Origin of the sequence: Nocardia sp. NPDC051570, assembly GCF_044454005.1 — a bacterium.
Classification (GTDB): Bacteria; Actinomycetota; Actinomycetes; order Mycobacteriales; family Mycobacteriaceae; genus Nocardia.
On sequence record NZ_JBITDI010000001.1, the window covers coordinates 602,018 to 616,608 of the forward strand.

The 14,591-nt window shown below is 67.7% G+C and carries 11 protein-coding genes; 1 reads left to right on the forward strand and 10 read right to left on the reverse strand.

Annotated elements, in window-relative coordinates:
- Positions 1-6: 6 nt before the first annotated feature.
- The 6 genes from pgsA to ACIA76_RS02820 form a co-directional block, all read right to left on the reverse strand.
- Positions 7-678 (reverse strand): phosphatidylinositol phosphate synthase, encoded by a 672-nt coding sequence (pgsA, locus tag ACIA76_RS02795; protein WP_397147643.1) that lies wholly within the window; start codon positions 676-678, stop codon positions 7-9.
- 1 nt (position 679) lies between these two features.
- Complete coding sequence (locus ACIA76_RS02800; protein ID WP_397147645.1) at positions 680-1,279, reverse strand: HIT family protein; 600 nt, start codon at positions 1,277-1,279, stop codon at positions 680-682.
- Positions 1,276-3,315 carry a threonine--tRNA ligase gene (thrS, locus tag ACIA76_RS02805; RefSeq protein ID WP_397147979.1) on the reverse strand — a complete coding sequence of 680 codons (2,040 nt, stop codon included), beginning with the start codon at positions 3,313-3,315 and terminating at the stop codon, positions 1,276-1,278. Before thrS ends, ACIA76_RS02800 begins: the two co-directional genes overlap by 4 nt.
- 535 nt (positions 3,316-3,850) lie before the next feature.
- Positions 3,851-4,558 (reverse strand): (2Fe-2S)-binding protein, encoded by a 708-nt coding sequence (locus ACIA76_RS02810; RefSeq protein ID WP_397147647.1) that lies wholly within the window; start codon positions 4,556-4,558, stop codon positions 3,851-3,853.
- 273 nt (positions 4,559-4,831) lie between these two features.
- On the reverse strand, positions 4,832-7,060 hold the full coding sequence (locus ACIA76_RS02815) for a SulP family inorganic anion transporter (protein WP_397147649.1): 2,229 nt from the start codon (positions 7,058-7,060) through the stop codon (positions 4,832-4,834).
- A 297-nt stretch (positions 7,061-7,357) separates the two neighbouring features.
- A complete protein-coding gene (locus tag ACIA76_RS02820) occupies positions 7,358-9,592 on the reverse strand; it encodes a SulP family inorganic anion transporter (protein ID WP_397147651.1) in 2,235 nt (744 codons plus the stop codon).
- A gap of 438 nt (positions 9,593-10,030) precedes the next feature.
- Here ACIA76_RS02820 and ACIA76_RS02825 point away from each other — a divergent pair, with 438 nt between their 5' ends.
- A complete protein-coding gene (locus ACIA76_RS02825; protein ID WP_397147653.1) occupies positions 10,031-10,450 on the forward strand; it encodes a hypothetical protein in 420 nt (139 codons plus the stop codon).
- A 52-nt stretch (positions 10,451-10,502) separates the two neighbouring features.
- On the opposite strand, the gene ACIA76_RS02830 is transcribed toward ACIA76_RS02825, so the two are convergent.
- From ACIA76_RS02830 to ACIA76_RS02845, 4 genes are all read right to left on the reverse strand, one after another.
- Positions 10,503-11,351: a hypothetical protein gene (locus tag ACIA76_RS02830; RefSeq protein ID WP_397147655.1), complete on the reverse strand. Its 849-nt coding sequence runs from the start codon at positions 11,349-11,351 to the stop codon at positions 10,503-10,505.
- A 147-nt stretch (positions 11,352-11,498) separates the two neighbouring features.
- A complete protein-coding gene (locus ACIA76_RS02835; protein ID WP_397147657.1) occupies positions 11,499-11,918 on the reverse strand; it encodes a rhodanese-like domain-containing protein in 420 nt (139 codons plus the stop codon).
- The gene (locus ACIA76_RS02840; protein ID WP_397147659.1) at positions 11,915-13,549 is read right to left on the reverse strand and encodes a family 2A encapsulin nanocompartment cargo protein cysteine desulfurase; all 1,635 of its coding nucleotides are present in this window, start codon (positions 13,547-13,549) and stop codon (positions 11,915-11,917) included. The genes ACIA76_RS02835 and ACIA76_RS02840 overlap by 4 nt, the downstream gene beginning before the upstream one ends.
- Complete coding sequence (locus ACIA76_RS02845; RefSeq protein WP_397147661.1) at positions 13,521-14,453, reverse strand: family 2A encapsulin nanocompartment shell protein; 933 nt, start codon at positions 14,451-14,453, stop codon at positions 13,521-13,523. Before ACIA76_RS02845 ends, ACIA76_RS02840 begins: the two co-directional genes overlap by 29 nt.
- Positions 14,454-14,591: the final 138 nt, after the last annotated feature.

Consider the following 14,591-nt stretch of genomic DNA (forward strand, 5'->3'; position numbering starts at 1 on the left):
CGTCCCCTAATTCGCGGCGCCGGGCTCGACCTTGCCCGCCGAGGTGATCACATCGCGAGCGCCGGCCGAATTGCGCACGGCCAGCACCCGCTGGAAGACGGTCACGATGCTCAGCACCGCCAGGATGTACATGGCGACATAGACGGCGTAGGTGAGCCATTCGACGCCCCAGTATCCGCCGATACCGGTGAGTCCGGCGCCGACGAGCACGATCACCAGCCGGTCCGGTCGCTCGATGAGCCCGCCGTCGGCCGACAGTCCGCTCGCCTCGGCGCGCGCCTTCGCATAGGAGATCACCTGCGAGGTCACCAGCACGATCAGCGTGGCCAGGAACAGATGTTTGCTGTGCTCGGTGTACACCGACCACCACGCCAGCGAGGCGAAGATCGCCCCGTCGGCGACCCGGTCGCATGTGGCGTCCAGCACCGCACCGTATTTCGTGCCGCCGCCGCGCGCGCGGGCCATCGCCCCGTCGAGCATGTCGAACATGACGAACAACCAGATCACGATCGTTCCCCAGAACAGGTGATCGGTCGGGAACAGCGTCACCGCGGCCGCGATCGAGGCCGTGGTGCCGATCAGCGTCATCGCATCGGGCGTGAGCCCGGTACTCACCAGCGCTTTACCCAGGGGCGCAGTCGCTTTGGCGAACGTCTCACGACCGAAGAAGCTGAGCACGCTACTCGGTGTCCTTCCAGGCCTTCGCGAGCAGCGCCCGCGTCTCCCGTAACAGCTGCGGCATCACCTTCACCCCGCCGACGACGGTGATGAAGTTCGCATCCCCACCCCAGCGCGGCACGATGTGCTGATGCAGGTGGTCGGCGAGCGAACCGCCCGCCACCCCACCGAGATTCAGGCCGACGTTGAAACCCTCCGGCCGCGACACCTTCTTCATCACCCGGATCGCCTGCTGGGTGAAGGTCATCAGCTCGGTGCTCTCCTCGACCGTGAGGTCCTCGAGGTTGGCCACCCGCCGATACGGCACCACCATCATGTGGCCGGGGTTGTAGGGGTACAGGTTCAGCACCGCGTACACCCACTGCCCGCGCGCGATCACCAGACCGTCCTCATCGGACATCTTGGGGATCTCGATGAACGGATGCCCGGTCTTGGGTTCGCCGGGCTCCTTCCGCTCGTCGCGGTCGGCGACCGCGCCGGTGATATAGGACATCCGGTACGGAGTCCACAACCGCTGCAGGCGATCCGGATCACCGGCGCCCGTATCGACGATCTGCTCGCTCGAATCCTGCTCCGACACAGCCTCATCCATGGTGCTCATGCTCCACCGGTCCGGACCTGGACACCATCCGCGGAGGGTGATGCGTTCTCGCGGCGGCGAATCCAGTCCACGATGGTGGCGACCGCGTCGGCGACCGGCACCCCGTTGATCTGGCTGCCGTCGCGGAATCGGAAGCTCACCGCGCCCGCGGTCACATCGCGCTCGCCGGCCAGCAGCATGAACGGCACCTTCTGCGCGGTGTGGTTGAAGATCTTCTTCTGCATACGGTCGTCGCTGCGGTCGACCTCCGCGCGCACGCCCGCATCGCGCAGCCGCTCGATCACCTCGTCCAGATGCGGCGCGAAGGCGTCGGCTACCGGGATGCCCACCGCCTGGACCGGCGACAGCCAGACCGGGAAGGCGCCGGCGTAATGCTCGGTGAGCACGCCGAAGAACCGCTCGATCGATCCGAACAGGGCGCGGTGGATCATGACCGGGCGCTGCTTGGTGCCGTCGGAGGAGGTGTACTCCAGCTCGAATCGCTCGGGCAGGTTGAAGTCGAGCTGGATGGTCGACATCTGCCAGGTGCGCCCGAGCGCGTCCTTGACCTGCACCGAGATCTTCGGGCCGTAGAACGCGGCCCCGCCCGGATCCGGCACCAGCTCGAGGCCGGAGGCGTGGGCGACCTTCTCGAGGGTGGCGGTGGCCTCCTCCCACACCTCGTCCGAGCCGACGTACTTGTCCGGATCCTTGGTCGACAGTTCCAGGTAGAAGTCGTCGAGGCCGTAATCCTTGAGCAGCGACAGCACGAAGTTCAGCGTGCTGGTCAGCTCCGCGTGCATCTGCTCCTTGGTGCAGTAGATGTGCGCGTCGTCCTGGGTCATGCCGCGCACCCGGGTCAGGCCGTGGATCACGCCCGACTTCTCGTAGCGGTAGACCGAGCCGAATTCGAACAGCCGCAACGGCAGTTCCCGATACGACCGGCCGCGGGCGCGGAAGATCAGGTTGTGCATCGGGCAGTTCATCGGCTTGACGAAGTAGTCCTGGCCGGGCTTGCGGACGGTGCCGTCCTCGTTGTACTCCGCGTCCAGATGCATCGCGGGGAACATGCCGTCGCGGTACCAGTCCAGGTGGCCGGAGACCTCGAACAGATGCCCCTTGGTGATGTGCGGGGTGTTGACGAATTCGTAGCCCGCGTCGACGTGGCGGCGGCGCGAGTACTCCTCGAGCTCCTTACGGATGATGCCACCCTTCGGGTGGAACACCGGCAGGCCCGAGCCCAATTCGTCGGGGAAGGAGAACAGGTCGAGTTCGGCGCCGATCTTGCGGTGATCGCGCTTCTCCGCCTCGGCCAGCAGGGTCAGGTACTCGTCCTGAGCCTCCGTCGATTCCCATGCGGTGCCGTAGATGCGCTGCAGATCCTCGCGGTTCTGGTCACCGCGCCAGTAGGCGGCCGAGCTGCGGGTCAGCTTGAAGGCCGGAATGTACTTGGTGGTCGGGCAGTGCGGGCCGCGGCACAGATCGCCCCACAGCTTCTCGCCGGTGCGCGGGTCGAGGTTGTCGTAGATGGTCAGCTCGTTGCCGCCGACCTCCATGACCTCCGGATCGTCGATACCGGACTTGTCGGAGATCAGTTCCAGCTTGAACGGCTCGGCGGCCAGTTCCACCCGGGCCTCGTCGATCTCGACCACGCGGCGCGAAAACCGTTGCGCGCCTTTGATGATCTTCTTCATCCGGGATTCCAGCTTGACCAGATCCTCGGGGGTGAAGGGGCGCTCGACCTGGAAGTCGTAGTAGAAGCCGTCCTTGATGTACGGACCGATGCCGAGCTTCGTGCCCGGGAACTCCTGCTGTACGGCCTGGGCCAGCACATGCGCGGCCGAATGCCGGATCACGTTGCGGCCGTCGGCCGAATCGGCCCGCACGGGCTCGACCTCGACATCGGTCTCCGGGATCCAGGACAGATCCCTGAGGTTGCCCTCCGGATCGCGCACGACGATGACCGCGTCGGGACCCTTGTTCGGCAGGTCCGCCTCGCGCAGCGCGGCACCCGCCGTCGTCCCGGCCGGCACCCGAACGAGGGCGGCTGGGGTCATGCGGGCTGAGGTGGTCACGGCTGCGCTCTCCTTGGCTTGCTTTGGGCGGGCTCTCACCCACAACTGTCTTGGTGCGGGAACCTCCCGCGATCCGGACGTGCGTCCGCGCCGATCGCACACGTGCCCCGGCGCGACCATGCTATCGGCACCTCGCCGACCGCGCGCCGATGGACCGGCCCATTCGCTCCGCACGGCCCAGCCGGATCACCTCGACGACCCCGCCCTGACGGCCCCGGCACCGCCTATCCCTCTGTTCCCGGCGCGCTCCCCGCCCTGTTCCAGGCGCGCTCTCCCACTACGTTCTCGGCGCGTTCTCCCAGTACGTTCTCGGCGCGTTCTCCCAGTACGTTCTCGGCGCGTTCTCCCAGTACGGTCCGGCGCGTTCTCCCAGTACGGTCCGGCGCGCTCTCCCACTACGGTCCGGCGCGCTCTCCCACTACGTTCCGGCGCGCTCTACCACTACGTTCCGGCGCGCTCTCCCGCTATGTTCCCGGCACGTTCCCCTCTATTGTTCCCGGCGCGCTTTTCGCCGGGATCACTTCCGGTTGGCCAGCTCCGTCAGCAACGTATGACGTTCGGCGGCGGGGCGTTTGGGGCAGCTCGTGCACATCTGGCAGCCCGGTACCTCGAAAACCAGGCAGCACGAGATGCGGCGCACGAATGTCCGGTCCGCGATATCGGTGAATCGCGGGACGGGGAGCCGACCGGCCACCTCGTGGGCCAATCGAGAACCCGCCTCCGGATTGCCCGCATCCAGGGCCCGGTTGCCGATGGCATCGGCGACGACCGCCCACAGGGACGGAATGCCGGCCCCGCTCACCTCGGCGACGGCCGGAATGATGCGCCCCAACGTCTTCCGCAGCGCCGGGCCGACACCCTCGTCCGGTGCCTTCTCGGCCGCACGGCATTCGCCGTCCGGTTCCGCGGATTCGGCCGATTCCCGGGCCCGGCCGTCCCACTGCACGGGCAGAACGCGCTCGATGCCCCCGTCCGGGCGGATCTCGCAAAGGATCTGCTCCAGTTCAGGATTCGGCGCGGGCCGGTCCTGCGCATAGGCGGCGGCGATCGGGTCGACGAGCGAGGACGCGGCCATACACCACCACAGCGTCCCCGACACCCGCGAGTCGCCGGTCCCCCACGAGATCCCCATATCGGCGATCCGCTCGGCCAGCCATCGCGGATAGGTCAGCATGGTGCCCGGCACCAGGGTGCCCGTCACCACCGACCCCGCAACCATGTCCATTCGACTCCGATCCAGGCGAATGCGTCCGATTACCACCCTGACACGCCCACGGCCCCGCGGCCAGGAGAATATCCCTGACCGGTAGGTTTTCCGGGCGCCTCAGCGTAGGGCCTTTCCCGCTTCGCGGGGCGCAGGCACGCCCGCCGCGACCCGACGGCCGTGGCCACATTCGCCATGGCGGGCGCGGCATCCGGCTGAACGAGCTCGTCCCAACCACCGACAACGGCGCGAGTCCGGTTGCGGAACAACCGGACTCGCGCCGTAGGGAACCGATCAGGCATGCAGCGCGATCGCGCCGTGCCCCGCGTCCGCGATCTCGGCGATGCCGTCGGTGGTCACCTCGAGCACGCGGGCGGTGCCGATGTCGAAGTACAGACCCGAGACGGTGACGCCGCGTTCGGCCATCGCCTGCTGCACGACCGGATGGCTGTGCAGGGTCTCCAGCTGGACGGCCACGTTGACCATGGCCAGCTGGGCCGCCTCGTCGTAGCCCAGCGCGGCCGCGGCCCGGGCGATCGGATGACCGGTGTGGAAGCGGTGCAGGCTGGGATAGGCGTGGGCGAGCCACTCGTCCAGTCCGGGACCCTGCGGCCCGCCGGACAGCAACGCCTGCATCGCGCCGCAGCCGGAATGCCCGCACACCACCACATTTCGCACGTCCAGCTTCTGCAGGGAGAAGGTGAGCGCGGCCTCGACCGAGGAGTCGGAGCGGTCGGCGGGGATCAGGTTGCCGACGTTACGGATGGTGAACAGGTCACCCGGACCGCTGTTGGTGATCACGTTCGGCACGATGCGCGAGTCGGCGCAGGTGAGGAACAGTGAATGCGGATCCTGATGATCGCGCAGCTCGTCCAGATGCGGCCGCACCACATGGGCGTGGCCGCGGTGATAGGCGGCGACACCGTCCTCGAGCGCGTTCTCGGTGCGCTCGCGCCACGGGCGGAGCGCAGCGTCGAGCATGCCGCGAGCGGGGCCACGCTGCGGCGGACCGGCCGTGGCCTGTTCCATCCGGGCCGTGCCGATCTCCACGAATTCCACCGTGCCGCCGGTGTTCTCGTGCTGACGCGCCCAGTCGTGAATGGCCTCGTAGGCGGCGTGGTCGAGGAAGTCGACGGTCAGTTCCACCAGCACATCGGTGCCCGCGGGCACCTCGGCGAATTGCGCCGACAGCTTCGGCAGCGCCAGGAAGGTGCAGGTGCCGTCGATGCTGACGATCCAGCGGTCGGTACCGGTCACCGGTCCCGCGACGACCGATACCTTCACCACGCGCCACAGCAGCAGCACGAAGGCCAGCACCAGGCCGAGGAGTACACCCTCGAGCAGGTTGAGGAACACCACACCCACCACGGTCACCGCGTAGACGGCCAGATCACCGGTGCGCCGCGCGAGCCGGATATGCCCGACCTTGACCAGCTGCACGCCGACCACGATGAGCAGACCCGCCAGCGCGGACTTCGGAACCTGTTGCACGACACCGACGAGCGCGATGGAGAACACCAGGATCCACACGCCGTGCAGCCACGCCGAGGCCTTGGTCTTGGCGCCGGCCGCGACATTGGTGGAGCTGCGCACGATCACGCCGGTGACGGGCAGGCCACCGAGCAGTCCGGAGGTCATATTGGCCGCGCCCTGGGCCATCAGCTCGCGGTCGAAGTTGGTGCGCGGACCGGAGTGCAGCTTATCGACGGCCACCGCCGACAGCAGGCTCTCCACGCTGGCGATCAACGCGATGGTCAGCACCGCGATGGCGATCGAACCCCAACCACCGCTGGGGATTTCGGGCAGACCGATGGCGTCGAACAGCGAACCGTCGATCTTGATGCGTTCCGGATCGCCGGGACCCACCAGGGCCAGGACCGTGCCGACGAGCACCGCGACCAGCGGACCCGGCACGAGCCGAATCCGTTCGGGCACATAGCGCCAGCCCAGGATGATGGCGATGACCACCGCACCGATGAAGAAGTCGTCACCGTGCAGATTCAGCAGCTGGTCGGGAAGTCCGGTCAGATTCGCCCAGGCCGAGCTGCGCGAGGAACCGCCCAGCAGCACATGGGCCTGCTGCAGCGCGATGGTGATGCCGATACCGGCGAGCATGGCGTGCACGACCACCGGCGCGATCGCCAGCGCCGCGCGCGCGATCCGGCTCAGCCCGAAGATCAGCTGCAGTAATCCGGCCGCGACGGTGATGAAACACGTCGTCTTCCAGCCGAATTCGTGAATGGTCTCCGCGACCACGACGGTCAGGCCGGCGGCCGGGCCGCTGACCTGCAGGGGCGAACCGCCGAAGAGTCCGACCACGATGCCGCCGACGGCGGCAGCGATCAGGCCCGCGGCGATCGGCGCGTCGGAGGCGACGGCGATGCCCAGCGAAAGCGGCAGGGCGACAAGGAAGACCACGATCGAGGCGGGCAGATCGTGGCGCATGATCGTGGAAAATCGGTCGGATAGTGACGGCCCCGGCGGGGCGGCGTGACGCGGCCGCGCGTCGGTGTCGGTGGACATATCTCTCCTTCGCCGAAGCAGGTGGGGGCGCTCCGGTGGGTGGAACATGTTCTCCAGGCATCGAAATCGGCTGGCGAGACAGCACTGTCTCGCCAGGCACCCGGAAGTATGGTCAGATTAATAGTAAAGACTTAGCAAAGGCTGAGGAAAGCTTGTTTATCCCGGCTTACTATCGACCCGTCGACGTGAAGGTGCTCACAGGCCCGTGACCGGGCGAATAGCGACGCCCCGGGAGCTCAACCCCGGGGCGTCGCCCGACCTGCCGCCACCCGGCCGTCGCCCGCGGCCGGGGTCCCCCTACACCGGCAGCGCCGTGACCGGCCTGTCCACGACGTCCGGCCCGGAGGCCCGCGTCGCGTCGTCGATTTCGGCGATTCCGTCGACCTTGATCCGAATGACCCGCGCGGTGGCGATATCGAAGAACAAGCCCGACAGCACGACTCCGCGTTCGACGATGCCGCGGCACACCACCGGATGCCGCGCCAGGGTCTCCAGCTGCACGGCGACATTCACCATGCCCAGCTGATCGATCTCCCCGAAGCCCGCGGCCGCCGCGGCCGCGGCCACCGGATGTCCGCCGCGAAACCGGTCCAGCGTGGGCCGCCCGTGCGCGAGCCAATCATCCAGGCCCGAACCGGTGACATCGCCGTGATACAGCGCGCCCATCGCCCCGCAGCCCGAATGCCCGCACACCACCACCGATCGCACCTCGAGCTTGTCCAGCGCGTAGACCAGTGCGGCCTCGACCGAGGTATCGCGCCCGTCGGCGGGGATCAGGTTGCCGATATTGCGGACGGTGAACAGATCGCCCGGCCCGCTACTGGTGATCACGTTCGGCACGATGCGGGAATCGGCACAGGTGAGAAACAGCGCATCCGGATTCTGACCGTCGCGCATTTCGTCCAGATGCGGCCGCACGACGTGGGCGTGCCCACGGTGATAGGCGGCGACACCGTCCTCGAGCGTGTTCTCGGTGCGCTCACGCCACGGGCCGAGCGCATCGTCGAGGACGCGGCGGGCATGTCCGCGCGCCGGCGGCCCGGCGGCCAGATCGGCGATGCGCACGGCGCCCATTTCGACGAATTCGACTGTCCCACCGGCGATCTCGTGCTGAGACGTCCATTCGTGCAGTAGGTCGGAGGCGGCGTGATCCAGGAAGTCCACGGTCATCTCCACCGTCACCGCCGCGGCTGCGGGCACTCGGGCGAGTTCGGCGCTCAGTCGCGGCAGCGCCAGGAAGGTGCAGGTGCCGTCGATGGTGACCAGCCAGCGCTCGGTGCCCGGCACCGGCCGCGCGGCGATCGCCACACGAACGACCCGCCACAGCAGCAGCGCGAAGGCCAGCGTCAGACCCACCAGCATGCCCAGCAACAGATTGCCGAACACCACCACCAGAACCGTTGCGGCATAGACGATCAGATCGCCGGTGCGGCGCGCCGAACGAATATGGGCGAGCTTGACCAGTCCCATACCGATGACGATGAGCAGCCCGGCCAGGGCCGCCTTGGGAATCTGCTGCACGACATCGACCAGGGCGACGGCGAAGATCAGCACCCACACCCCGTGCAGCATCGTCGAGGCCTTACTGCGCGCCCCCGCCTTGACATTGGTGACGCTGCGGACGATCACCGCCGCGATCGGCAGGCCGCCCAGCAGGCCGCAGGCCATATTGGCCACGCCCTGCCCGATGAGCTCGCGGTCCAGATCGGTGCGCCGGTCGGGCCGCATGCGGTCCACCGCGACCGCCGAGAGCAGCGTCTCGACGCTGGCGATCAGGGCGATGGTGACCATGGTCAGCCCGACCGCCATCCAACCGCCGCTGGGCAGACCCGGCAGAGAGATGTCGTCGAACAGCGAGCCCTGCAACGCGATCCGCTGCACGCTCGCGGGCACGACCATCGCCAGCCCGGTCGCCACCACCACCGCGACCAGCGGGGCGGGCACCAGCCGCAGCGTGGGCGGCAGATAGCGCCAGCCGAGCAGGATGGCGATCATCACCCCGCCGACCACGGCATCGCCGCCGCTCACCGACATCACCTGATGCGGAAGCTGCACGATGCTGTCCCAGGAGGAGCTCAGCGACTGCCCGCCCAGCAGCACATGCAGCTGCTGCAGCGCGATGACCACGCCGATCCCGGCCAGCATGCCGTGCACGACCACCGGCGCGATGGCCAGGGCGCCACGCCCGAGCCGCCCGAATCCGAACAGGATCTGCAACAGGCCCGCGCCGAGGGTGATGAAACAGGTCACCGCCCAGCCGAATCGGTCGATGCTCTCGGCCACCACCACGGTGAGACTGGCCGTGGGACCGCTGACCTGCAGGGCCGAACCCCCGAGCAGACCGGCCACCAACCCTCCGACGACGGCCGCTATCAGCCCGGCCGCCACGGGCGCGCCCGCGGCGACGGCTATGCCGATCGATAGCGGTAGGGCCACGAGGAATACCACCACGGAGGCGGGCAGATCGTGGCGGAGCGCGACGGCGAGACCGGAGAGCGAGGTCCGTCGGGCCGGGTCGGTGTCGGTCGACATATTTCTCCTTCGCCGAACCGGCGACCGGTTCGGTTCATCGGTGGAACATGCACTGGCATCGAGCGGGCGAAAACTGCGGTGCAGCCTGCGAGAGAGGGCCCTCGGAGCGGAGGGCCGGAGCAATCGTAAAGAATGCGCAAAGATCTTGGAAAGCATTTGCAGTAAGATCTTCGGTGAAGCTACCAAATTGTGACCTGGATCACAAGTGCGCGGCTCGGCCGATGTCCCCATGCCGCCGAGAGAGCGTCGAGCCCTCCCCTCCGCGGTATGCCTCGCCGCGCCCTCGACAACATAGCCGGGTACCGCGCTGTACCGCAGGGGGCCAACGGCATTCGACCGTAGGCCCAGGTCCAGAATCCAGGAAATCCGCTGCGCATGTCAAGGCATTTGTGTGCATCCATGTGCATCTCAATACATTCGGATTCGGAAGGCGATACGATGCGCACCGTGGACGGGGAGTTCGCGTCGCCACGGCAGCAGGAATCCACCGGGCAGCGATTCGGAAGGCAGCTCGAGGCCTTTCGGCAGCGGGACCTGCCCGACCGGCTGCTCACCCGTCAGCAGATCCACGAACTCGGCGGCCCCACCCGCAACGTCCAGTCCCGAATCGAGAGCGGGCGGGTCGACACGATCAGCGCCACCACAGAGGCTAAAGACAACCGCGCCCTGGAGGCACTGGGACTTCCACCCGGCAGCGCGACCGACGCGCTCTACCACGGCGGCACGCTCGATCCGGCCCGCGAGAATTCGTCCGGTCCGGACACCGACGACGGCTACCAACTCACCTCCCCCCGCGCGGGCATAGACCAACTGCTGCAGGCGCTACGGGCCCGCATCGCACCGAACGACCCTCGATGAACAAGTGGGGGCAGCCCGCCAGGATGCTGCTGGGCGGTGCGGGGCGAACCCGTCAGGCGAGCGGCAGCTCGTAGCGGTGGAATCTGGCCGCGATGTCCAGGCCCGCGAGGGCCAGGGCCGAGCGTGCGACGGCGTCGTCGAATTCGAATACCCGCAGGACGAGCACGTGGGGCAGCTCGTCGTGCAGCTCGCCGATCAGGGCGCCCATCAGTGACGCGAGCGTGCGGGCGTCGCCGATGCGATAGGAAAAGCCCTCGCACACATTGATGTACGCCTCGCTGCCGACGATCGAGGTGGCGATCGTGGCGACCGGATCGGTCAGGGTGGGGCCCGGCAGCGCCACGACCATCACCTGGCCGAGCGGATCGGAGGATTCCGCGAGCGCCTGCAGCACGCAGTCCAGTGGCCCCTGCGACCGGAGTTCGGACGGGACGATCCAGCTGCGCGGTTCGGCGGTCCACAGTCGGGCGTATTCACCGGTCATCCGGGCGCCGAGCGCGACGGCGGCCAACCCTTCCGGCCCGACGTCGGCGCCCTCCCAGCTCAACATCCGCAACCCCGCCACCCGCGCCTGTTGCGCGGTGCCCGCGATCAGGGTGCGCACGACCGACTCCTCCTCCCCGGTCGCCGCCTCGAAATCATAGTGCCCCAGGCGAATTCGCCGAACATAGCGAGCCGCGTACAGCACCTCGGCCCAGGCCCGCCCGGATCCGTCGTGGCGCAGTTCGGCCCAGCCCGCCAGCTCGCCGCCCCGTCGGGCGGCCACGATCCCCAGCAGCTGCGGGTCCCGGTCGGTCGGTGCGATCTCTTCGAGCTCGGGCTCGCCGGCCATCCCGGCGAGCTCACAGGCCAGCCGCAACCCCGTCCCCGGGTGTCTGTCCCATTCGAGCGCCAAGTCCACCTCCGCACCCTAAACGGAAAATAGCCACATAATTGCTCAACACGACGAAAGGCGCGCGGTCCGCACTGTCAGCAGAGCCTGGGTCGCGCTGGATCGCACTGTCGGCGGAGCCTGGGGCGCACTGTCAGCAGAGCCTGAGGCGCACTGTCAGCAGGTGGTGAGCGCGCGGACGGGAACGATGCCGCCGACGGCCGCGACCACGCCGTATTCGACATGTGCCGCACCGTCGGCCACATCGAGCATGCGGGCGGATCGCAGGCCGTGGTAGCCGCCGCTCAGGCTCGTCGCGCGGGACAGGCCCAGGCCGCGCAACGAGCGCGCGGCGGCCGCGGAATCCGCGCCGGACGAGCACATGATCACCCATTCGAGCTGCGGATCCCGGGCCCAGGACAGCCGGGCGTCGCTGCACGGATCGAGCCGGGCGATCAGCAGTTGCCGTTCGATGGCCAGCGCGCCCATGAGCGCCCCGTCGCAGGTGCGCTCGGCCTGCGGACGGATGTCGATCACCCAGCCGCCGCGCGCCAGCGCGCACGGCAGCTCCTCCGGGTGGATCGGCTCCGCACTCACCTGCGCGCGCGGGCCAGGGTTTCGACGACGGCGAGCATGCGGTCGATCTCCGCACAGGTGTTGTAGAACGCGAACGACGGCCGCACCGTCGCCTCGACGCCGAACCGGCGCAGGATGGGCTGTGCGCAGTGGTGTCCGGCGCGCACGGCGATCCCCTTCTCGTTCAACGCCTTTCCGACCTCGAGCGGTTCATACCCGGCGAGGACGAACGAGAGCACACTGGCCTTGTCGGGCGCGGTACCGATCAGGCGGACACCCGGAATCGCGGCCAGTCGCGGCGTGGCGTAGGCAAGCAGCTCGTGCTCGTACCGTTCGATATTCTGCACTCCGAGCTTTTCGACATATTCGATGGCGGCGCCGAGACCGATCGCGTCGGCGATATTCCCGGTGCCCGCCTCGAACCGGCCCGGCGGCGGCTGATAGAGCGACCGCTCGAGGGTGACATCGCTGATCATGTTGCCGCCGCCCTGCCAGGGCGGCATATCCTGCAGCACTTCGGCTTTGCCGTACACCACGCCGATTCCGGTGGGCCCGAACAGCTTATGGCCGGAGAATACGAAGAAGTCGGCATCCAGCGAGCGCACATCAATCGGCATATGCGGCACCGATTGCGCGCCGTCCACGATCGTCACCGCCCCGGCCCGCCGGGCCTGCGCGACGATATCGCGCACCGGCGTGACCGTTCCCAGTGCATTCGACACCTGAGTCACGGCAACGAGTTTCGTGCGATCCGACAGCAATCGGCCGTATTCGTCGAGCAGCACCTGCCCACGGTCGTCGACCGGGATCACTCGCAGCACCGCGCCCGTCTCGGCGGCGAGCATCTGCCACGGCACGATATTCGCGTGATGTTCGAGATGGGAGATGACGATCTCGTCACCTTCGCGAATGTGCTTGCGCCCCCACGTCTGTGCGAGAAGGTTGATGCCCTCGGTGGCACCGCGCACGAAGATGATCTCCTCCGCCGACGACGCCCCGAGGAATCGCGCCACGCTATCGCGGGCCCGCTCATAGGCATCGGTGGAGCGCGCCGCCAATTCGTGTGCGGCACGGTGGATATTGGAGTTCTCATGCTCATAGAAATGGCGCAGCCGCTCGATGACCGACCGCGGTTTCTGTGTCGTGGCGGCATTGTCGAACCACACCAGCGGATGACCGTTCACCTGCTCGCGCAGGATCGGGAAATCGCCCCGCACGGCATTCACATCGAACGGCGGATGCGCCCCGGCGGGCACTCCGTGATCGGCGGCGTCGAGGAAGTAGAACGGCGAACCCCCTGCGGCGGAGGTGGGCCGATCCAGAAAGTAGTAGGCAGGCGCCGCCCGGCCGGGTCCGCCGAACCGCGACGGCGCCAGCGGCACGTCCAGCGACGGCAGTGCGGGCAGTAGCGGATCGATATGCGGGGGCGCGGTGGATGCGGGAACGGCCATCGGCACCTCCGGCCCCCAGTCCGGAACCATGGGCTCGGGCGTGGGCCCGCCCGGCGGCACCGCCGGCGAGGTCCCCGAGGCGATCGGGGATCCCGCCGACGGCAACGCCGAAAAGTACTGCGCGGCAAGGCTGTTCAGATACGCCTCATCCGGCAGCCGCGCGGCGTCGGAGTCACTTTCGATAGGTCGGGGCGTAGTCATGGAACTTGTTCACCTCGGCTCCCTCGAGCACTGCCACGGCATCGTCGGTCAAAATCGCCAGCGAGCAGTACAGCGACACCAGATACGACGCGATCGCGCTGCGATCGATACCCATGAACTTCACCGACAGCCCCATCCCCTGTTCACCGGCCAGGCCGGGCTGGTAGAGGCCGATCACACCCTGCCGGGACTCACCCGTGCGGACCAGCAGGAACTTCGTCTTACCGCGTTCGACGGGAACCTTGTCCGACGGGATGATCGGGATACCCCGCCAGGTGACGAACTGCGAGCCGAACATGCTGACCGTCGGCGGCGGCACCCCGCGCCGGGTGCATTCCCGGCCGAAAGCCGCGATGCCCTGCGGATGAGTCAGGAAGAAGGCGGGCTCCTTCCACACCTTCGCGATCAGGTTGTCCAGATCGTCGGGCGTCGGCGGACCGGCGACCGTCGAGATCTTCTGCGAGGCGGGAGTATTCGCGATCAGCCCGTACGTCGGGCTGTTGATCAGCTCGCCCTCCTGATGCTCCTTGATCGCCTCGATCGTCAGTCGCAACTGTTGAGCTATCTGATCGTGCGGGCTGGAGTACAGATCCGAAACCCGGGTGTGCACATCGAGAATCGTGTTGACCGCCTTGAGGCGGTACTCCCGCGGATCCTTCTCGTAATCGATGAAGGTCTCCGGCAGCGGCGACTCGTCCGCGTTATCGCATTTGATGTCGACCGTCTGCTCGTGAGTTACCTGGTTACGCCGGTAGATACCGGCTTCCACGGGCACCCAGTCCAGCAGATGAACCAGCCACCGCGGGGTGATCGATTGCATCTGTGGAACGGATTTCGTCGCATTCGCAAGCGTCCGGGCAGCATCATCCCCGAGCGCCATGGGCTGCGGTACAGCTTTGGTCATGGAACCGCCTTCACAATTGGCAAACCCACCGCTACCAGTGGCGGCAATCCTAGCCATAGCGACCGGCAGATAATCCGACCAATCGTCGGCCCGGCGTGTCCACTCCTCGAGATCGTTCAACGGTCCGGTTTGCGGTAA